This is a genomic window from Streptomyces sp. NPDC046821, from assembly GCF_040645335.1.
In the GTDB taxonomy this organism is placed as follows: domain Bacteria; phylum Actinomycetota; class Actinomycetes; order Streptomycetales; family Streptomycetaceae; genus Streptomyces.
Window position 1 is genome coordinate 41,791 of sequence record NZ_JBEYYB010000012.1, and the last position, 20,482, is coordinate 62,272.

The 20,482-nt window shown below is 71.5% G+C and carries 13 protein-coding genes; 4 read left to right on the top strand and 9 right to left on the bottom strand.

The window, feature by feature from the left end; genetic code table 11:
- Positions 1-13: 13 nt before the first annotated feature.
- The gene (locus tag ABZ893_RS24535; RefSeq protein WP_361407340.1) at positions 14-493 is read left to right on the top strand and encodes a pyridoxamine 5'-phosphate oxidase family protein; all 480 of its coding nucleotides are present in this window, start codon (positions 14-16) and stop codon (positions 491-493) included.
- Between the two features lie 82 nt (positions 494-575).
- On the opposite strand, the gene guaA is transcribed toward ABZ893_RS24535, so the two are convergent.
- Entirely contained in the window at positions 576-2,168 is a 1,593-nt protein-coding gene (guaA, locus tag ABZ893_RS24540; RefSeq protein WP_361407342.1) for a glutamine-hydrolyzing GMP synthase, read from the bottom strand.
- A 368-nt stretch (positions 2,169-2,536) separates the two neighbouring features.
- Between guaA and ABZ893_RS24545 the strand changes: the two genes are divergently transcribed.
- Positions 2,537-2,863, top strand: a complete 327-nt coding sequence (locus tag ABZ893_RS24545) for a chorismate mutase (RefSeq protein WP_361407344.1) — start codon at positions 2,537-2,539, stop codon at positions 2,861-2,863.
- Between the two features lie 467 nt (positions 2,864-3,330).
- Here ABZ893_RS24545 and ABZ893_RS24550 read toward each other — a convergent pair whose 3' ends face one another.
- Positions 3,331-4,050, bottom strand: a complete 720-nt coding sequence (locus ABZ893_RS24550; RefSeq protein ID WP_361407346.1) for a hypothetical protein — start codon at positions 4,048-4,050, stop codon at positions 3,331-3,333.
- Between the two features lie 298 nt (positions 4,051-4,348).
- On the opposite strand from ABZ893_RS24550, the gene ABZ893_RS24555 reads away from it, so the two are divergent.
- Complete coding sequence (locus tag ABZ893_RS24555; protein ID WP_361407348.1) at positions 4,349-5,410, top strand: LAETG motif-containing sortase-dependent surface protein; 1,062 nt, start codon at positions 4,349-4,351, stop codon at positions 5,408-5,410.
- A gap of 73 nt (positions 5,411-5,483) precedes the next feature.
- On the opposite strand, the gene ABZ893_RS24560 is transcribed toward ABZ893_RS24555, so the two are convergent.
- The 7 genes from ABZ893_RS24560 to ABZ893_RS24590 all read right to left on the bottom strand — a co-directional run bounded on the left by ABZ893_RS24560 (position 5,484) and on the right by ABZ893_RS24590 (position 19,108).
- Positions 5,484-7,280 carry a GMC family oxidoreductase gene (locus tag ABZ893_RS24560; protein WP_361407350.1) on the bottom strand — a complete coding sequence of 599 codons (1,797 nt, stop codon included), beginning with the start codon at positions 7,278-7,280 and terminating at the stop codon, positions 5,484-5,486.
- A 91-nt stretch (positions 7,281-7,371) separates the two neighbouring features.
- Entirely contained in the window at positions 7,372-9,018 is a 1,647-nt protein-coding gene (locus ABZ893_RS24565; RefSeq protein ID WP_361407352.1) for a succinic semialdehyde dehydrogenase, read from the bottom strand.
- Positions 9,019-9,164: 146 nt separating this feature from the next.
- Positions 9,165-10,880 carry a serine/threonine-protein kinase gene (locus ABZ893_RS24570; RefSeq protein ID WP_361407354.1) on the bottom strand — a complete coding sequence of 572 codons (1,716 nt, stop codon included), beginning with the start codon at positions 10,878-10,880 and terminating at the stop codon, positions 9,165-9,167.
- Positions 10,881-10,952: 72 nt separating this feature from the next.
- Entirely contained in the window at positions 10,953-12,437 is a 1,485-nt protein-coding gene (locus tag ABZ893_RS24575; RefSeq protein ID WP_361407785.1) for a serine/threonine-protein kinase, read from the bottom strand.
- Between the two features lie 214 nt (positions 12,438-12,651).
- Positions 12,652-14,283: a serine/threonine-protein kinase gene (locus ABZ893_RS24580; RefSeq protein WP_361407787.1), complete on the bottom strand. Its 1,632-nt coding sequence runs from the start codon at positions 14,281-14,283 to the stop codon at positions 12,652-12,654.
- 249 nt (positions 14,284-14,532) lie between these two features.
- On the bottom strand, positions 14,533-16,965 hold the full coding sequence (locus ABZ893_RS24585; RefSeq protein WP_361407356.1) for a protein kinase: 2,433 nt from the start codon (positions 16,963-16,965) through the stop codon (positions 14,533-14,535).
- A gap of 133 nt (positions 16,966-17,098) precedes the next feature.
- Positions 17,099-19,108 carry a protein kinase gene (locus ABZ893_RS24590; protein WP_361407358.1) on the bottom strand — a complete coding sequence of 670 codons (2,010 nt, stop codon included), beginning with the start codon at positions 19,106-19,108 and terminating at the stop codon, positions 17,099-17,101.
- 114 nt (positions 19,109-19,222) lie between these two features.
- On the opposite strand from ABZ893_RS24590, the gene ABZ893_RS24595 reads away from it, so the two are divergent.
- Positions 19,223-20,296, top strand: coding sequence for a serine hydrolase domain-containing protein (locus ABZ893_RS24595; RefSeq protein ID WP_361407360.1), 1,074 nt, complete (start codon positions 19,223-19,225; stop codon positions 20,294-20,296).
- Positions 20,297-20,482 lie beyond the last annotated feature (186 nt).

Here is a 20,482-nt window from a genome sequence, read left to right on the forward strand (position 1 = left end):
TGAGACTCGGCGTATGACGTCGAACTGGGGCACTTTCACCGCGGCCGAACCGGACCTCGCCGAGACGATCGAGGAGCGCTTCGGCCAGTTCACCCACCATGTCCTCGCGACGCTCCGCAAGGACGGTTCGCCCCGCACGAGCGGTCTCGAGGTGCGGTTTCTGAACGGCGAGTTCTGGCTCGGCATGATGCCGGGCTCGCTCAAGGCCCGTGACCTGCAGCGGGACCCGCGCTTCGCCGTCCAGGCCAATCCGGGCGCCGGCACCGGCATGGGCGGAGGGGACGTACGGATCTCGGGCCGCGCGCTGCTCGTCGAGGACCCCGAGGCCATCACCGCGTACACGCAGACGATCGAGGTCCCGGACCCGAACGACTTCCACCTGTTCCGCGCCGAGCTGACGGAGGTCACGCGGACGTACATCGAGGACGACAAGTACCTGGTCCTCCAGGTGTGGAAGCCGGGCGAGGAGCTGCGCACACTCAGGCGGACCTGAGGAACCCAGGCACGCGCACACGGCGAAGGCGCCGCCCTCGTACAAGAGGGGCGGCGCCTTCACACACAGACACGGGGAGGAATTACTCCCACTCGATGGTGCCCGGCGGCTTGCTCGTCACGTCGAGCACGACGCGGTTGACGTCCGCGACCTCGTTCGTGATGCGGGTCGAGATCTTCGCGAGGACCTCGTACGGCATCCGGGTCCAGTCCGCCGTCATGGCGTCCTCGGAGGAGACCGGACGGAGCACGATCGGGTGGCCGTAGGTGCGGCCGTCGCCCTGGACGCCGACCGAGCGGACGTCCGCGAGCAGGACGACCGGGCACTGCCAGATCTCGCGGTCGAGACCGGCCGCCGTCAGCTCCTCGCGGGCGATGGCGTCGGCCTCGCGCAGCAGGTCGAGGCGGTCCTTGGTGACCTCGCCGACGATGCGGATACCGAGGCCGGGGCCCGGGAACGGCTGGCGCTGGACGATCTCGTCAGGCAGGCCGAGCTCGGCGCCGACCATGCGGACCTCGTCCTTGAAGAGCTGGCGCAGCGGCTCGACGAGTTCGAACTCGATGTCGTCGGGCAGGCCGCCGACGTTGTGGTGCGACTTGATGTTCGCCGTGCCGGTGCCGCCGCCGGACTCGACGATGTCCGGGTACAGGGTGCCCTGCACGAGGAACGCGACCTCGGGGCCGTCCTCCTGGAGGATCTCCAGCTGGGCCTGCTCGAAGACGCGGATGAACTCGCGGCCGATGATCTTCCGCTTGGTCTCCGGGTCGGAGACGCCGGCCAGCGCGTTCAGGAAGCGCTCGGAGGCGTCGACGACCTTGAGGTTCGCGCCGGTCGCGGCGACGAAGTCCTTCTCGACCTGCTCGGTCTCGCCCTTGCGCATCAGGCCGTGGTCGACGTAGACGCAGGTCAGCTGGGAGCCGATGGCCTTCTGGACGAGGGCCGCGGCCACGGCGGAGTCGACGCCGCCGGACAGACCGCAGATCGCGCGCTTGTCGCCGACCTGGGCGCGGATCGCGGCGACCTGCTCCTCGATGACGTTGCCCGTGGTCCAGCTCGGCTCGATGCCGGCGCCGCGGTACAGGAAGTGCTCGAGGACCAGCTGGCCGTGCGTCGAGTGCATGACCTCGGGGTGGTACTGGACCCCGTACAGCTTCTTCTCGTCGTTCTCGAAGGCGGCGACCGGGACGACGTCCGTGGACGCGGTGACGGTGAAGCCCTCGGGGGCGGCGGAGCAGGCGTCGCCGTGCGACATCCACACCGACTGCTCGGTGGGGGTGCCCTCGAAGAGGGTGGAGCTCGCCTTGGAGACGGTGAGCGGGGTGCGGCCGTACTCACGCGCGCCGTTGTCGTCGACGGTGCCGCCGAGCGCCATGGCCATGAGCTGGAAGCCGTAGCACATGCCGAAGACGGGGACGCCGGCTTCGAAGATGGCCTTGTCCAGGCTGGGGGCGCCTTCCGCGTACACGGAGGACGGGCCGCCGGAGAGGATGATCGCCTTCGGGTTCTTGGCCAGCATCTCGGCCACCGGCATGGTGGACGGGACGATCTCGCTGTAGACCCGCGCCTCACGGACGCGACGGGCGATGAGCTGGGCGTACTGGGCGCCGAAGTCGACAACGAGGACTACGTCCGGGTTGGAGACGTCGGGCGCGGCAGCGGTTGTCGCTGATGACACTACGGCGGCCTTCCGGCGGAGGAGCGGGTCCCAGAGTTGGGTTCGAGGCCCGGAGGCGGGTTCGAGCCCAGAGTGGGTTCTATCTGTCGATTCTACCGGCGCGCCGGTGGAGCTTTTCGTCTCACCATCCGAATCCCGGTTGCCCGGCCGCACGGGCCCGGGTCCATACTGTGCGTATGCGCAAGCTCACGACGTTCGTCTTTACCTATGGCAACCGGCCCACCGGCTGCCATGGTCGTGCTGCTTGAGCTACTGACAAGCGACTTCCCAGGCGCCCCGGGCCGACAAGGCCCGGGGCGCCTGCCGTTTTCCGGACCTTGCCGATCCGGGGCACCTCACCCGAAACCCGAAACAGGAGCCCTGACGACATGACCGCCACCACGGCCACCGCCACCGCCACCGCCACCGCCACCGCCACCCAGGCTGACAAGACCGGCGCCCGCACCCCCGAGGCCGCCGACGTGATCACCGGCGCCCGGGAGCGCATCGACACGCTCGACGACCGGATCATCGGCCTGATCCAGGAACGGATGGCCGTCTCGGCCGTCATCCAGGAGGCGCGGATCACCTCGGGCGGGCGCCGCGTGAACCTCGCCCGCGAGCTGGAGGTTCTCGCCCACTACAGGGACGCCCTCGGCAAGCCCGGCACCGGCCTCGCCATGACGCTCCTGGAGCTGTGCCGCGGCCGCGTCTGAGGGGCCTTACGCGGCGCACCCACGTTCGGATCCGTTCTCACCCGTACGGCGCGTGACCGGTGCGCGGCGCCCTTCGTTGGTCCCGATGTCCGTGCCAGCCAGGGGCGGGCCCGCTCAATCCACGCGTGGCTCCGTTGGAGCGATGAGACGTAGGGCTTCGTGCCGTACGTCGTGGGACCTCGCTTCAGCGTTTGTGACCGGACGGCAGGGGACAGCAGCCCGGTCACCCAAGAGAACGGCCGGTCCCGGGGACGCCCGGGGCCGGCCGGCCTCCCGACAGACCCCCCACACCCCCCACAAAGCCTCAAGTCCCGGGCTTCACATGCGCATCGCCGCCAGTTTCGTGTCAGCGGCGCACCCCCCGGCGCCGCTTCCCGGCACCGATGCCGCCCTGACATCGGTGCCGAAGTCTGAGGGCCCCGCGGAGTCGTCCGCGGGGCCCTCGGTCGTGCTCACAGCCGATGCCGTCAGCCGGTCTTCTCCAGCTTCGCGATCTGCGCGTCGACGATCGCCGCCGGCACATCCGTCTTCTTCGGGTCGAGCATGTTCATCGTGTAGAAGGCCACGACCGTCGAGCCGCTGCGCACCACGGTGAACGTCATCGGGATCCTGTCGCCGTCGATGACACCCCTCACGTCGTACGACACCGCCTCGTCGCCCGCGTCCGGCGCGGGCCGCGCCTTGACGCCGCTGTACTTGTAGTCGGCGTGCTCGTACGCGGTGCAGTTCTGCGAGGCCGTACGCACGTCCCGCATGACCTTCGCCGCGTCGGCGGCGTCGTGCGCGAGGAGCGCGAGCGAGGTCACCCTGGGGTCGAACTGGTCCGTCCCCAAGAGGGTGCGGACGACGCGGGCCTTCGCCGCCGGCTGGGTCGAGAACATGAACATGTCGGCGAGCGGCTGGCACGAGGCCGGGTTCGCGGGGACGCTCAGGGCGGGCGGCAGGTCGGCCTTTGCCGGCTTCTCCACCTTGTAGCCCCTGACGTCACCGGCCGCGAGGACGGCCTTGTCCAGCTCGGCGGCCGTGAGAGCCTTCGGCGCCGCGCTCTTCGCCGAAGCGGCGGGCGTCGCGGACTTCGCCGGCTTCCCGGCGTCGCCGCCGCCCGAGATCGCCCAGCACCCCGTCGTCCCACCGAGGGCCGCGACCACGGCCGCTGCCGAAACGGCGCGCCTCACACCTGACTTCACATTCCCACCTTCGTCATCCGCGGTACGGCGCCACGCGTCGGCCGTACCGAGGCGACATCCAAGCCCGCCGTCATGTCGCTCTGCCAGGGCCCGGCGTAACGATCAGAGATCACCGCAAAGGTTGTACGGACCCCCGGTGAACCAGCTCACATAAAAATTCTGTGAGTTGAGGGACAACCTTTTACCCGGGCCGCCGGTCACATGTGCGGAACCAACGGCCACACCCGCGACCCCACGACGCGGAGGCCTCCCAGCTCGTACTGCGCCGCAGCAGTACGCCGGACTTTCCGAGGTCTTCATGAAGCTTCGCCGTGCACTGGCCGCCGCGGCCGCGACGGCTGCCATAGCTCCGATCGCGCTTCTGTCGGCGCCCGCCGCGTTCGCGGACACGGACGCGCCCGCCGCTCCCGCAGCGGCGTCCGACGAGTCGAGCTCTCCGGCCACCGAGACCGAGAGCAGCTCGCCGTCCGCCGAGGAATCGACCCCGTCGGAGACCGAGACCACCACCCCCGCGGAGGAGACCACCACCCCCGCCGCGCAAGAGACCACCCCGGCCGCCGGGGACACCGAGACGGCCAAGCCGGGCGACTCCACGCCCGCCTCGCCCTCGGCCTCGGCCTCGGCCTCCGCCTCCGCCTCCGCCTCCCCCACCCCCTCCGACGAGCCCACCGAGCCCACCGGCGTCTGCGAGGAGGACAACAAGGACTACAAGTCCAAGCTGGCCATCTCTCTCAACGGGCTGCCCGGCAAGATCGCGGCCGGCAGCGGCTGGCACCCCTTCACGCTCAACGTGAAGAACCCGACGAAGTCCGACCTCGACGAGGCCATCTTCTACGCGGGTGTGGGCCCGAACGACGAGAACGCGGTCGACGCGTTCAAGGCCAGCCAGGTCCAGCTCCAGGCCAAGGTCGACGGCACCTGGGTCGACATCAACGACGGTGAGGGCCACTCCGCCGGCTTCCTCGACCTCGCGGGCGTCAAGGCCGGCCAGTCCATCAACTATCAGCTCCGCCTGAACGTGAAGGCCAACGCCCCCATCGGCGCCGGTCTGACCATCGGCGGCGGCTTCTACAACGACGACGAGCTGGACTGCTTCAGCGCCAGCACCGCCAGCTACGTCATCCAGATCGTGAAGTCCGGCACGCCCACCGACGGCACCAAGCCGCAGGAAGGCGGCAAGGTCCCGATGCCGTCCGAGAAGCCGAACCACAACAACACGCAGAACCCGACCGGCAGCCTCGCCGAGACCGGTTCGTCCTCCATGGTCCCGACCATCGGCCTGGTGAGCGGCGTCGCCGTCGTCGCCGGTGCCGGTGTCGTGTACGCCGTGCGCCGCCGCAAGTCGGACGTCACCGCGTAACACCCGGTAGGGAAAAGCCAGAAGGACCTGCGCTCGGAGGGGGGCGCAGGTCCTTCTCGTTTCTGTAAGAGGGCTACTTCTTCGGCGGGACCGCCGGCATTCCCAGGAACGGGAGCTTCAGCGCGCCGAACGCCTCTTCCGGGACGGCCGGGTTCTTCGGCGGGACGGCGGAGAGCCGGGCGTACGCGGCGCCCTGTGCCGGACGCGGGTCCTCCTCGCCCTTGTTGGGCCAGTACGACATCGCGCGCTCGGCCTGGGCGGTGATCGTCAGGGACGGGTTCACGCCCAGGTTCGCCGTGACGGCGGCGCCGTCGACGACCGAGATGCCCGCGTGCCCGTAGAGGCGGTGGTACGGGTCGATGACGCCCGTCTGAGCGGAGTCGCCGATCGGGCAGCCGCCGAGGAAGTGCGCGGTCAGCGGGGTGCCCATGAGTTCGCCGACGTTCGAGCCCGCGAAGCCGTTGATCTCGGAGGCGATCGTGGACGCGGCGTCCACCGCGGCCTTGATCTGCTTCGGGTTCGGCGCGCCGTGGCCCTGCTTGGCCGTGAGGAGGCCCTTGCCGACGCCGTCCGGCTTCAGGTACGTCGTCAGCGAGTTGTCCAGGGACTGCATGACCAGGCCGATGATGGTGCGCTCGGACCAGCGGTGGTTGGACAGCGAACGGGCCAGCAGCGTCGGATGCTTGGCCACGTTGGCGAGCCAGCCCGCGACGCGCGACGAGCCCTGCGCGTACGGCACCTGAAGGATCGTCATGCCGCCCATCGCGTTCGAGCCCTTGCCGTAACGGACCGGCTCGATGTGCGTGTTGTCGTCCGGGTGGATCGACGACGTGATGGCGACGCCCTTGGTGAAGTCGACCTTGGGCTGACCGTGGCGCTTCTTGTAGCGGCGGTCGGTGGTCTGGGCGCCCACCAGGGCCTCGGAGTTGGTCCGCGTCAGCTCACCGAGGCGGGCCGACAGGTACGGGAGCTGGCCGCCGGCCTTCATGCGGTGCAGCAGGGTCTGCGTGCCGTACGTGCCCGCCGCGATGATGACGCGCCGCGCCTTGAACGTACGGCCGGCGCCCTTCTTCTTGTCGTCCGTCGGGAGGGTCGCGACCGCGTAGCCGCCCTGCGAGTCGTCGGTGACGGAGACGACCGTCGTCATCGGGTGGACGACCGCGCCCGCCTTCTCGGCGAGGTACAGGTAGTTCTCGTTCAGGGTGTTCTTCGCGCCGTGGCGGCAGCCCGTCATGCACTCGCCGCACTCGGTGCACGCCTTGCGGGCCGGGCCCGCGCCCCCGAAGTAGGGGTCCGGCACCTGCTGTCCGGGCTCGGCCTTCACCGCGTCCGAGCCGTCGGCGTCGTCACCGTCGCCGAAGAACACACCGACCGGCGCCATGTGGAAGGTGTCGCCGATGCCCATGTCCTCGGCGGCCGCCTTGAGGTGGACGTCGGCGGGCGTCATGGTCGGGTTGAGCCGCACGCCCAGCATCCGCTGCGCCTGGTCGTAGTACGGCTTCAGCTCGGCCTGCCAGTCGGTGATGTCCTTCCACTGCGGGTCCTCGAAGAACGGCTTCGGGGGCACGTAGAGGGTGTTGGCGTAGTTCAGCGAACCGCCGCCGACGCCGGCGCCCGCGAGCACCATCACGTTGCCCAGCAGGTGGATGCGCTGGATGCCGTACATGCCGAGCTTGGGCGCCCAGAGGTAGTTCTTCAGGTCCCACGAGTTCTTGGGCAGCGTGTCGCGCGTGAAGCGGCGGCCCGCTTCCAGGACGCCGACGCTGTAGCCCTTCTCGGTCAGGCGCAGCGCGGAAACGGATCCGCCGAACCCGGATCCGACGACCAGAACGTCGTAGTCGTACGCGGCGTCGTTCTCGGCCTGCGCCATGCGTGATCTCCTCGTGCGGCTCTCGTCGTGGCTGGTCGCGCAGTTCCCGCGCTCCTGAAGGCGCACGCAGTGCGCCTTCAGGAGCGGCTGGCTACTTCAGGCGGATGGCCTTCATCGCCTTGAGGCTGAGGCTCATGAACGCCGCGTACTTCTCGTCGTCCATCCCGAACGACGGCGCCAGCGGCATGATGCGCTGGTGCGCGACGGTCTGTGCCTCGGTGTACTTGAGGATGCCCTCGGAGCCGTGGCGGCGGCCGAGGCCCGAGTCCTTCATGCCGCCCATCGGCGACTGGACGCTGCCGTACGCGGGCGCGTAGCCCTCGTTGATGTTCACAGTGCCGGTGCGCAGCCGGGACGCGACCTGGTGGCCGCGCTTGGCGTCCTTCGTCCAGACCGACGAGTTCAGGCCGTACGGCGTGCCGTTGGCCAGCGCGATGACCTCGTCCTCGTCGCTGAAGCGGTAGATGGAGACGACCGGGCCGAAGGTCTCCTCGTTGCACACCGCCATCGGGGCCTCGACGCCGTCGAGGATCGTCGGCTCGAAGAAGTACGGGCCGATGTCCGGCCGCGCGACGCCGCCGGCGACGAGCGTGGCGCCCTTGGCGACGGCCTCCTCGACATGCCGCGTCACCGTCGTGAGCTGCCGCTCGCCGACCAGCGAGCCCATGTCGGCGCCGTACGCGAGCGACGTACCGAGTCGCATTGCCTTCGTACGCGCGGCGAACCGCTCGACGAACGCGTCGGCGACCGACTCGTGGACGTAGAGCCGCTCGATGGAGATGCAGAGCTGGCCCGCGGACGAGAAGCAGGCGCGGACGGCGCCGGCCGCCGCCTTCTCGATGTCGGCGTCCTGGAGGACCAACATGGCGTTCTTGCCGCCGAGTTCGAGGGAGACGCCGACGAGGCGCGCGGCGGCGCCCTGGGCGACCTCGCGGCCCGTGCGGGTGGAGCCGGTGAACGAGACGTAGTCGGCGTGCTTGACCAACTCCGGCCCCACGACCGGGCCTTCACCGAGGACGACCTGGAAGACCTCGGCGGGAAGCCCCGCCTCGATGAGCAGGTCGCGCGCCCACAGGGCGGTCAGGCAGGTCTCCGTGTCGGGCTTCATGACGACGGCGTTGCCGGACACGAAGGCCGGAAGCGCGTCACCGACCGACAGCTCGAACGGGTAGTTCCAGGGCGCGATCTGGCCCACGACACCGCGCGGCTGGCGCAGTTCGGTGACCTTGGTGAGGGTCGGGACGACGCCCGTGTGGCGCTTCGGCTTCAGGTAGGCGGGGGCCTTGCGGCCGTAGTGCCGGGCCGCGACGGCGACGGCCTGGATCTCCTCGTGCGCGTGCAGGCGCGCCTTGCCGGTCTCCAGCTGGATCAGGTCGAGGACCTCGGCCTGACGGGCGAGCACCAGGTCGTGGAAGCGGAGCAGGACGGCGGCGCGCCGCTTCACGGGGACCTTCGCCCAGACGGCCTGCGCGGCGCGGGCCCGCTCGAACGCCGTCTCGACGTCCTCGGGCGTGGACTCGGGCAGCTCCGCGAGCTTCTCACCGGTGAGCGGCGTGTGGTTGGCGGTGCGGCCGGAGCCGACCACTCCCTTGGTGAGCTGGGCGATCAGCTCGGGTGTCACCACGTCGGCAGCGGTGCGCGCGCCCTGCGGCGCGGGGGCGACCGGGTTCGTACCGGTGTGGCCAAACTGATCGGCCTGGTCCGTACGGTCGTGGGAGATGGCCTGCGAGTCCGTCATGGCGGGAAGCGTATGCGCACGTCCACGTTTTGGGTACCCGTGGGTAACGAGCTTTCACCAAGCACTCACACGACGCCAGCGATCGCTGGCAACAAACGGCCTGATCAGGGCGTTGTCGCCGCCCTGACCGTCGAAACCCGCCAATTTCAGAGATTGTCGATGGCCAGATTCGCAATCGCCGTCTTCGCGACCTCACGGCCCCGCTCGACGAAGTCGCCCTTGCCCGGATAGTCGATCCAGAGCCGGTACATGTCGCCCGTCTTCTTCGACTTGTAGTAGAAGACCTTCGCCTCGCGCGGCTTGAGCGCGTCGGAGGCCGAGTCGTTCGTGTACGTGATCGTGTTCTCGGCCGCCTCACCGTCGCGGTACGTGGTCTTGGCGGTCCGGCTGTGCGGCGCGGGCTTGTCCGCCATGCCCGGGACGATCATGGTGCTGCCCTTGTTGATCTCGTCGGAGTCCTTGTACGCCTGCGCGGACGCGGAGCTCGCGATCCCGTTCACCTTGTCCTCGGACTTCTTCTCGAGGTTCAGGGTGATCGAGACCGCGTAGCTCGGGTCCTGCCACGACACCCAGTGCTTGGTCTTGTCGTACGTGTTGTCCACCTGGGCCCGCACGTACTGCGGCGGCGCCGAGAACGTGGCCGCCACCATCTTCTCCGGGTGCTTCTTCCAGTCGTCCGGCAGCGGTCCCGCGAACGGGTCCGCGATCACCAGGTACGCCACCACGGCCGCCGCGACGACCGCCGCGCCCAGGCCGAACAAGGTCTTGCGGCCGACGCGGACGCCGTTGCCGCCGTTGCCGCCGGGGGCTGTGAGCTGGACGGGCTGGGTGGGCAGCTGCTGCGGCGGGTTGGCCGCGCGCTCCAGGAGGTCACGGACGCGCGCCGCGTTCGGGCGGTGCGCCGGGTCCTTGGCGAGCAGGCCGTTGATGGCCTCGGCGAGCGGTCCCTGGGCGGCGGCCGGCGCCGCCGGGGTCGCGTTGAGCACGGACTGGAGCGTCGCGGGCGTGTTGTTGCGGCGGAACGGCGAGACGCCCTCCGTGGCCGCGTACAGGACGACGCCGAGCGACCACAGGTCGGACGCGGGGCCCGGACGCTGGCCGAGGACGCGCTCGGGGGCGATGAACTCGGGCGAGCCGACGAAGCCGCCGGTGTCCGTCAGGTTGGTCTCGCCCTCGATCTGGGCGATGCCGAAGTCGGTGAGGACCACTCGGTCGTGCCGGCCGAGCATCACGTTGTCCGGCTTCACGTCACGGTGCAGGACCCCGGCGGCGTGCGCGGCCTCCAGCGCGCCGAGCACTTCGAGGCCGATCCGAGCCGCCTCACGCGCGCCGAGCGTGCCCTCCTGAAGTACGGCGCCCAGCGTGCGCCCCTGCACGAACTCCATGACGATCCACGGCTGGCCGTCCTCGACGGCGACGTCGTGCACGTTGACGACGGCCGGGTGGTCGAGCCGGGCCGCGGCACGCGCCTCGCGCCGCATCCGCTCGAAGACGGTGGCCCGCTCGCGCTCGGGCAGGTGATCCGGGACGCGCGGCTCCTTGACGGCCACCTCACGGTCGACGGTCTCGTCCTTGGCCCGCCACACGGTGCCCATGCCACCGTGCCCGAGCTTGCCGAGGAGGCGGTAACGCCCACCGATGAGCCGGCCCGCGCCGGGGTCGGGCTGGGCGGGCTGCGGCGCCTGTGGGGGCACGACCTGCGTGGGCTGGTGCTGCTGGACGTACGGGGCGGGGGGCTGCTGCGGAGCCGGGTCCTGCGCGTACGGGTTGCCCTGGTGGGGCGTGTGCGGCGGCCGCGGCGGCTGCAGTCCGAAGCTCGTCGGATCGTTCGGGCCGTAAGAGGCTCCCCCGTTGTCACTCATGCCCCCATGCCTACCGTGGCGGGCGCCTCCGATCCACCCGGGTCACGGACTTGTGACCGGCCCGATGCCTGATCAGGCCCCGGACGGCACAAACGTGCCGACCGCAGTGTCGAAGTACCGCTTCGCCTCCGCGAGCCGCCCAACCGGCGCCGACACCCACACGTCGTACATCCGCCCGCCCTGCTCCCAGCAGAGTTCGTACGTGTGCCGGGCGCCTTCGGCCGTGCTGAAGCCGTTCCACGTGAACCGGCGGAGCGCGGCGGGCCGGCCGCCGTGGGTCGTGTCGGTGACCGAGGCGTCGCGGTAGCCCGGGTTGTCGCGGGGGCCCGTCGCGTCGGAGCGGCGCTGTACGGCGCCGGGTCCGCCCGGGTCGGGAGACGCCTGCGTGATGCCGATCCGGAACGTGTCGTCCGGCGACGTGTAGAAGATGCGCGGGCCTTCGGGCTTGCGGCTGAACCCGTGCGGCACGGCCAGCGTGAAGCCCTCCGGGTCGACGGCGGTGCGGAAACCGGCGGGCGACGTGCCGCCCGGCCCGGGCTCGGTGACGGTGACCGTGGGACGGGGCGCCGTGGCCGAGCCCGACGAAGCCTCCGTGCCACCCGGCCCGTCCGGCGCGGACTCCGTGGGGCGCGCCGGGCCGCCGCCCTCGCCTCCGTTCATCAGGAGCGCGGCGGCCGAAATACCCGCGCCGACCATCGCCGCGACGAGTGTCGCCGCCACGAGAGCGGCCCTGGCCGAACGGTTCTGCGGAAGCGCGAGCGCCGGCCGGGCCGTGTGCGCTGCCACGTCGAACGGCGTCGTCCCCGTGGCCACGTACGCGCGCAGCAGTCGGTCCGCCTCGTCGACGCCGAGCCTGCGCGCCGGGTCCCGCTCGAGCAGGCCGCGTACGACGGGGAGGAGGGGCTCGGCGGCGGACGGCGGGCGGATCTCGGCGGAGACGACAGCGTGCAGGATCCCGCCCAGCGAGTCGCGCCGGAACGGCGACTCCCCGGTCACGGCGGCGCACAGCAGCGCGCCGAGCGACCACAGGTCGGACGCGGGACCGGCCCGCTCCCCCGAAATCCGCTCCGGCGCCGTGTACTCGGGCGACCCGACGAAGGAGCCCGTCTCCGTGAGCGTGGACGCGCCGTTCACCTGCGCGATCCCGAAATCGGTGAGGACCACGCGCTCACCGGTCGCCTCGACGAGTACGTTCGCGGGCTTCAGGTCGCGGTGCAGTACGCCGGCCGCGTGCGCCACGCGCAGCGCCCCGAGGAGCGCGAGCCCGATCCGGGCCGCCTCAGGGGCGCCGACGGGGCCGCTGCGCGCGAGCCGGTCGGCGAGGGAGCCGCCCTCGATCAACTCCATGACGATATAAGGGCGTTCACCGTCCTCGACGACGTCGTGGACCACGATCACGTTCGGGTGGCTGAGCTGGGCGATCGCGCGGGCCTCGCGCAGGGTGCGCTCGCGGCGGCGCCGGGCCTCACCCTCGGAGAGGCTCTCGTCGAGCACGAGTTCTTTCACCGCGACGTGACGGCCGAGGAGCTGGTCCGACGCGCGCCACACGACGCCCATCCCGCCCCGCCCGATCCGCGCCTCAAGACGGTAACGCCCGGCGATCACACGGGCGTTGCTCTCCCCTCGCTGCCCATACGCCCCATCATGCCCCAAGACCCGCGCCCCGCACCGACCCACTCCACACGGTAAACGGATCAACAAAACGCGCCGGTCGGGCAGCTGTGAGGCGGCGATTGGCAGGTTCGGGCCGCTCTGGGACGCCGATCGTGGCCTAAGGCTGCCAACCCCGCAGGATCGCGTCGAACTGACTCCGCGCCTCGGTCCAGTCGGCGGCCGGGACGGAGAGGTAGATCGCGTACTCCGTGCCGTCGTTGTCGACGTAGGTCTGCTCGATCGCGCGGCGCGGGCCCGAAGTCGAGTCCTGGTCGCCCGCGGTCCAGGTGAACTCCCAGAGGGATCCCTCGCGGTCCCGGAAATTATTTGCCTGCAGGCTGACCCGCGCGTACCCGGGCAGCTTCGTCCTCACCTGCCGCTCCAGGTCGAGTTGGTGCTGGTAGGAGTCGGGCCAGTCGGGGGACTTGTCGACGGCGATACGGACGAAGTGCTTGCCGCCGTCCGGGGTGTAGTCGATCTGGGAGCCGTCCTGCCGCCGCGTCCAGTCCGCCGGCAGCATGAGGCTGAAGCCCTCGGGGTCGTCCCGGCGGACCCAGCCGTCGGGAATGTTCCCGGACTTGGGACTCGCGCTCGTGTGGCCGGACCCCTTCGACGAGCCCGGGGTCGGGTCCGGGCTCGGGTCCGGGCTCGGGCCCGGGGCGGCGCTCCCCTTCGACGGGGACCCGTCGTTCAGATAGTGGTTCGCGGCGAAGGCCGCGGCACCCCCGACGAGAGCCGCCGCCAGGCACACGGCGACGACGCGCGGCCAACGGGAGCGCCGGGCAGCGGGGGCGGCCGGGGCGTACGGCGCGGCGGGAGTCATCGACCCGGGCGTCATCGGCTGAGGCACTCCGACCGCCGTGGCCCGGTCCGGCCGGACCGTCGCCGTCGCGACGTGCACCTGCGTCGGCACATAGGCCTGAGCCGCGTGCGGACGCCGGCCCTCCGCCGCCTCGCAGAGCATCGCCTCCGCCTCGTCGGCGGAGGGACGCGCGGCCGGATCCTTGCGCAGCAGCGCCTGAATCACGGGCTCGAGGACGTCCGCGGACGTGAGGTCGCCCGGCTCCTCCTCGACGACGGCCTGCATCGTGCTGATCGGCGACGTGCGCCGGAACGGGGACTTCCCCTCGACGGCCGTGTACAGCGTGGCGCCGAGCGCCCACAGGTCGGACGCCGGTCCGGGAGCCGCGCCGCTGACCCGCTCGGGCGCCAGATAGTCGACCGAGCCGACGATCTCGCCGGTGCGCGTGATCGTCGAGTCGCCCTCGACCTGCGCGATCCCGAAGTCGGTGAGCAGCACGCGCCCGTCGCGGGCGAGCAGGACGTTGCCCGGCTTCACGTCACGGTGCAGCACTCCGGCGGCGTGGGCGGCGCGCAGCGCGCGGAGCGTCCACAGGCCTATTCGGGCGGCTTCGCGGGGCTGGATCCGGCCATGGTCCTTGAGGGCGTCCGCGAGCGAGGGGCCCTCGACGAGCTCCATCACGATCCAGGGCCGGTCGTCGTGCTCCAGCACGTCGTGGACGGTGACGACGGCCGGGTGGTTGATGCGCGCGGCGGCCCGCGCCTCGGTCTGAGTCCGCGTCAGCAGTACGGCCCGGTCGGCCTCCTGCACGTACTGGGCCGCCGTCAGTTCCTTTACGGCAACGGTCCGGTGCAGTACCTCGTCGTGGGCGCGCCACACCCGGCCCATGCCGCCACGCCCGATCGAGTCACCGAGTCGATAGCGGCCCGCGAGGAGCAGGCCCTGTATCTGATTCACGTTCCCCCGCAGCGCATTGACTGCCACGACCGGTCATGGCCTTGACAGAGCCAGATTAGGGAGCGCCCCAGGCGCAGGGAACCGGCGGGGGGTCACGGAGACCGCACTGTAACGGTTACCTCCGGTTCGAACGGGTGCCGTTAGCGGGCCGACTGACCGTCAGCAGCCTTACGGAGGCTGTGAGTCCGGCTCGCCCGCCCTGGTGCTAAGAGCCGCGCGTCCGGCTCGAGCGCCCTGGTGCTAAGACGTCACCCGGTACGTCGCCTGCGCCTGCTCGTACAGCCGCGACACCTCGTCACGCTCGGCCTCGGGGCCACGGACCTGCACCACGTGATAGCGCCCGCCCGCGACCATCGCGAGGTTGCGTACAAACAGGTCGCGGCCGGCCGCGTCCGTCCAGGTGAACTGCCCCTCGGCCATGACCCGTCCGCCCACTTCGATCTGGCGGAACCCGCCGCCCGTCGCCCATGTCGAGTCCCGGTACGGCTGCAACTCCCGTTCCTTCTCCCGCTGGTAGGCCAGCGGGTCACTCCCGTACGCGGCTGTGGTGTCGCGGCCCGGGACGACGAGGAGCTCGAAGTCGCCGTGTGTGTAAAGGACCTGGCCCTGGCCGTTCTTGCCCTGCCGGGTCCAGCCCTTGGCCACGGCGACGCTGAACCCTTCGGGGTCCTTGCGCAGCGTGAAGCCCTGCGCGACGCCGGGCTGGGCGGAGTCGGTCTGCGGGTCGGTGGCGGGCGGAGTGGACGCGCTCGCGCCGTCCGACGCGGGCGTGGACCGGCCTCCCTCGGGCGCCGGTCGGCCGCCCCCTGACGCATGGGTCTTCCCGCTGTCGCCCGGTGTGCCCGCGCTCGGCTCGGCCTTCGGCATGAACATCACCGCGTACGCGACCGCGGCGGCCAGGCCGAGCAGTACGAGGACGAGCAGGGTGCGGCCGAGCGAGTGCGGCTGTCTGTTGCGGGGCTCCGGCCGGCGCTGCGCCCTGGCCCTTTTGTGGCGCGCGGGCGCGCTCATGGCGGGGGCCGTGGAGCGGTTACGGCGACGGCGCACGAGCTCGCCCCGGCGGCGTACGACGGGCAGCCGGGTGGCGTCGAAGGGCGGCGAGGCCACCACGTATGTGCCGGCCTCGGGTTCCGGCGCGGACCGCACCAGGGACCTGAGCCAGCCCCTCAGCTCCTCGAAGTCGAGGCGTTCGGTGGGGTCCTGACGCAGCAACGACTCGACGACCGGGCGCAGCGGCCCGCACTCCTCGGCGAACGCGGGCGGCTCGGCGCACACCATCTGCACCAGCTCGGCCGTGCTCTCCTCCGGGTAGGGGGCGTGCCCCTGGACCGCGCGGAAGAGGAGCGCGCCGAGGGCCCACAAGTCGGTGGCGGGGCCGATCGGGGCGGCCAGCTGCCAGTTCTCGTGGACGGATCCCGCCTGCTCGGGCGCCCAGCGCTCGGTGACGGGTCCGACGAGGGTCATGCGGGCCTGGCGGGCCCGGTCGGCGGCGAGGGCGGTGGCGGGGCCGAAGGTCGGGGCCGCTTGCTGCGCGGGGGCCGTTTCATCCCAACTGCCGCTCGTCGGTGCGGGGTTGGGTTCCTGTGCGCGGGGCGCGGGGAGTGCGCCGGGGCGTGGGACCGCTCCGTGCCAGGGCGCCTCGGCTGATCCGCGTACGCCGTAGGGGTCGTCGATCCGGCCGGGCGCGCCGGTGCCGGTGCCGGTGCCGGTGCCGGTAGCCGGACCAGACGTCTGCCCGCGCTGAGCCGGCGGTCCCGCCGGGTTCCCGTCCGTGCCCACCGCGCCCCGCGCCGCCGCCCGCGCGCCCGCCCGGTACGCGGCGATCGCCCCCGCGCGCGCGGCCCGCGGGTCACCGGCCGCGTCGAGAGCGGCGGGCCGGGGCTGCGCGGGCGCGAAGGCGGAGGGCTGTGAGGGGCGCGGCTGCGAAGGCTGCGAGGGCTGTGACTGCTGATGCGGGAGCGCCGGCGTCCGGGCCCCGGCCTCCGCCGCGCCCGTAGACGACGTGGCGCCCGGAGACGACGTGGCGCCCGGAGACGACGTGGCGCCCGGAGACGACGACGGCGCCGGAATCGGGTCGTACCCGCACAGCGCCTCCTCCGCCGCGCCGGCGGCGAGTCCGGTCAGTACGATCCGGCCGTCGTCGCAGACGAGGACCGTGTCGGCGGTGATGTTGCGGTGGACCCAGCCGTGGGCGTGCAGCGCGCGCAGGGCGGTGAGGACGTCGGAGGCGACCTCCGCCGCGCGGTACGGGGACAGCGGCTGCTCGGCGAGCAGTGCGGCGAGCGGCCGGGCGGGGACGACCTCGCTGACGATCCACAGCGAACCGCCCTCGGCGAACACGTCGAAGACCTGGTCGAGCCGGGGATGGTCAGGTATCTGCGCGGCGGCCTGGGCCGCCTCGACGGCGCGGCGCACCGCGGGGTCGGCGGGCCTGCGCGCCGCGTCTCCCCGCCCGTACCGGCCGCGCGACTCACGCGGCACGAACCCGTCCGGCAGCCCCTCGGCGTCGAGCACCTCAGCCTCGACGACCTCGGGTAACGGCACCTGCCGGACCAGGACTTCCTGGCCGGAGTACGTGTCGAACGCGCGCGTCTGAGCGAAATCGTCCGCGCCGGCGGGCAGCAGCGGCAGGCGGTAGCGGTCGGCGAGCACTCGCCCCGCGTAGTCGTCCACGACGCCTCCCCCTGTTCGTCCGCCCGGTGGTCAATTCCGTTCGTTCTGTGCCGTGTTGTGCGCGGTGCGCTGTCGCCATGCGGCTGCGCACGGTCCGCAAGCACTCACGATACGTGCCGGACCGACCTCCGGCTCAGGACTTGGGCTTGAACGTCTTGGTGAACGTCTGCCACGCGTCCTTGCGCTGCGCACTGCCCCAGTCGGACGCCTTCGCCGTGTACATCAGGCCGTAGCCGAGGCTGTCGTTCACCACGAATCCGCGGTCCACCGAGCGGTACTTGGTGCCGCCCTCGACGTAGGTGAACTCCCAGTCGGCGGTGTTCCAGCCTCGGTAGTCGACGGCCGCTATGCGTATCCGGTTGTACTGGGCGCGGCGCATGTACCACGCCTCCTGGTTACGCCAGTCCTGGACCGGGTCCGACTTGGGCGTCGTCGTCCAGCCGACGAGCAGCTTCTGCCCGTCCGGGCCGGTGAAGCGGGCCCCCGCGCTGTCGGTCGAGCTGTACTTCCAGCCCTTCGGGAGGCCTATGGAGAAACCCTGGTCGTGCTTGTACGTCGAGTCGGCGCCGTTGCCGCCGGGTATGCCGTCGTTGCCACCGGGTCCGCCGGGGGAGGCGCCCTGGCCGGGGTCGTCGCTGTTGTCGGCGCTGGCACTGGCGCTGGGGCTCTGGCCCTTGTCGGCGCCCTTGCCGCCGTCCTCGGACGCGCCGCCGCCGGCCCCCTTGCCGGTGTCCTTGCCCTTGTCCTTGCTGCCGCTTCCGCCGGTTGTTCCCGCGGAGGTGGACTTGTCGCCGCCCTTGGAGGAGCCGCCGTCGCCCTTGCCACTGAGCGCGACGCCGAGGACGGTGCCGATCACGATGAGCGCGACGATCACTGCCAGGATCGCCTGGGTGCGGCGCGGCACCACGTCGGTGAGCGAGGCCCGCGACCCGGGCGTACGCGCAGGCCCTGCGGGCTGCGCCGGAACGCCGGCCGCTCCGGCCCCGGTGACCACGGTCTTCCCGTCGGCCTGGTCGCCGGACGCGGCACCGTCACCGGTCCCACCACTCGCGCTGGCCGCCGTCGCCGCGGCAGCCGCCTTCCGTACGGAACGCAGCGCGCCCTTCAGCCGCTCGGCGGCCTCCTCGCCCTTCTTGCCCGTACCTTCGGACGGGGCGTCAGCACCGTCCGATTCCGATACAGCCGCCGAACCCGCCTTGGCGAAACGCCCCTTGGGCGCCGACGGAGGAACGGGCGGCAGCGGCACGACCTTGGTCGCCTCGGCCGGCTCGGGCTCGGGCTTCTTCGGCTCGGGCGCGTGCAGCACGTCGTTGAGGAGCGCCCGCGCGCCCGCGTCGTCGAGCCGCTGCTCCGGGTCCTTGGCGAGCAGCCCGTAGATGACCGCCTCCAGCGGACCCGCGTTCTTGGGCGGGTCGACGGGCTCGGTCATGACGGCCGTCAGGGTCGCGATGGCGGACCCCTTGTCGTACGGAGGCACGCCCTCCACGGACGCGTACAGCAGTCCGCCGAGGGACCAGAGGTCGGCGGCGGGGCCGGGCTTGTGCCCACGCGCGCGCTCCGGCGAGATGTACGAGGGCGCGCCCACGAGCATTCCGGTGGACGTGATCGAGGGGTCGCCCTCGACCTGGGCGATGCCGAAGTCCGTGAGGACGACGCGCCCGTCCTCGGCGATCAGCACGTTCGACGGCTTCACGTCGCGGTGCAGGATGCCCTCACGGTGCGCGGCCCGCAGCACGTCGAGGATCGCGAGCCCGACCTCGGCGGCGCGCCGCGGTTCGAGGAGACCGTCCTCCCGGATCTGCTCCGCGAGGGACTTGCCCTCGACGAGCTCCATCACGATCCACGGCCGGTCGTCCTCGTCGACGACGTCGTAGACGGTGACGGCGCTGTTGTTCCGGATCCGCGCGATCGCCTTCGCCTCACGCAACGTACGCGTGATCAGGCGCCGCTTCTCCTCGTCGTCGATGCTCGACGGGAACCGCAGTTCCTTGACGGCGACCGTCCGGCCGAGGGTCTCGTCCTTCGCCCGCCACACGGTGCCCATGCCGCCGCGGCCGAGGACCTCTCCCAGCCGGTAACGACCGGCGAGAAGACGGCCACTCTTGTCCTGACGAGCCGTGCCCGTCTGCTCCGCGTCCGACATGCGTCCCCTCTGCAACCCGCCCCGACAGAGCCTTCATTGTCCCTCACGCGAGGACGGCTCCACGCCCAGGGTCGGCCGTCCCGCATGATTGACCGCACACATGGAGGACACACGATGCCCGCACTTCGGACACTGTTGGCGATACCCCTGGCAGCGGCATTGTTCTGCATGTTTCCGGGCACTTCCGCGTCGCTCACGGCCTCGCCCGCCCTCTCCACGAACGCCACTCTTCCGTTGCTCGTGACCGAGGGCAAGGCCCCCGCCGCCGCACTGCTGGCCCGCGACGGCACCCGGACACGCTTCCGGCGCACGGGCCCCACTGTGCGCCGCGCCGACCGTTTCCGGGCGGGCAGCATCACGAAGACGTTCATCGCGACCGTCGTCCTCCAACTCGCCGCCGAGCACCGCCTCCACCTCTCCGACACGGTGAACCAGCACCTCCCCGGACTGCTCCGCCGCCCCTCCGTCTCCCTCCGCTCACTCCTCACCCACACGAGCGGCCTGCCGGACTTCACGGCCCGCACCCACGGCACGATCCCGCTGACCGCGAGGACCGCGGTACGCGTGGCCCAGACGAGCCCGTCGAAGCGCCCCGGCCACTGGCAGTACTCCAACACCAACTACGTCGTACTCGGCATGATCATCCGTCAGGTGACGGGCCACTCCTACGCGACCGAGGCGCGCCGCCGCATCATCGAACCGCTCGCCCTGACCGGCACGTCTTTCCCCGGCTCGGACGCGAAGCTGCCGGCCCCGCACGGCCGCGCGTACGACGCCTCGGGCCGGGACGTGACGACCCTGGACCCGCACGTGGCCGGCGCGGCGGGCGAACTGGTCTCCACCCTGGCCGACCTGAACCGCTTCTACACGGCCCTCCTGGCAGGCCGCCTCCTCCCCCGAACCCAACTCCGCACAATGCTCAACACCCAGGCGACACAGGGCCGCTACGGCATGGGCCTCTACCCCACGAAACTCCCCTGCGGCACCACGGTCTGGGGCCACGACGGCCGCATAGCAGGCAGCTACGTCCGCACAGCGGCAACCCTGCCGGGCACCCACGTCCTGACGTTCCACACGAACACGGACAAGATCGCTCACATGGCAACACTGGAACGCCGCATCCTGACAACGGAGTTCTGCGACCACCCCGTCCGACCGGGCGCGCATTCCAGCCGGTCCGGCGCTTGAGGACACCCACCTCCCACCCGACATCCGGGCCAAGCACCCCTCCCAGCCCGTCCGGCGCTTGAGGACACCCCGCCTCCCACCCGACATCTGGCCCGAGCCCACAATTCAGCCCGTCCGGCGCTTGAGGACGAGCCCTTAAGGCGAGAGGGGGGCCCGGGGGCACAGCCCCCGAACGCAACCCCGGCC

What these genes read in the sequence shown, in the direction of transcription:
- ABZ893_RS24535 (WP_361407340.1), top strand. Translation starts at nt 14, where the DNA reads ATGACGTCGAACTGGGGCACTTTCACCGCGGCCGAACCGGACCTCGCC.
- ABZ893_RS24545 (WP_361407344.1), top strand. Translation starts at nt 2,537, where the DNA reads ATGACCGCCACCACGGCCACCGCCACCGCCACCGCCACCGCCACCGCC.
- ABZ893_RS24555 (WP_361407348.1), top strand. Translation starts at nt 4,349, where the DNA reads ATGAAGCTTCGCCGTGCACTGGCCGCCGCGGCCGCGACGGCTGCCATA.
- ABZ893_RS24560 (WP_361407350.1), bottom strand. Translation starts at nt 7,280, where the DNA reads ATGGCGCAGGCCGAGAACGACGCCGCGTACGACTACGACGTTCTGGTC.
- ABZ893_RS24565 (WP_361407352.1), bottom strand. Translation starts at nt 9,018, where the DNA reads ATGACGGACTCGCAGGCCATCTCCCACGACCGTACGGACCAGGCCGAT.
- ABZ893_RS24570 (WP_361407354.1), bottom strand. Translation starts at nt 10,880, where the DNA reads ATGAGTGACAACGGGGGAGCCTCTTACGGCCCGAACGATCCGACGAGC.
- ABZ893_RS24575 (WP_361407785.1), bottom strand. Translation starts at nt 12,437, where the DNA reads ATGGGCGTCGTGTGGCGCGCGTCGGACCAGCTCCTCGGCCGTCACGTC.
- ABZ893_RS24590 (WP_361407358.1), bottom strand. Translation starts at nt 19,108, where the DNA reads ATGTCGGACGCGGAGCAGACGGGCACGGCTCGTCAGGACAAGAGTGGC.
- ABZ893_RS24595 (WP_361407360.1), top strand. Translation starts at nt 19,223, where the DNA reads ATGCCCGCACTTCGGACACTGTTGGCGATACCCCTGGCAGCGGCATTG.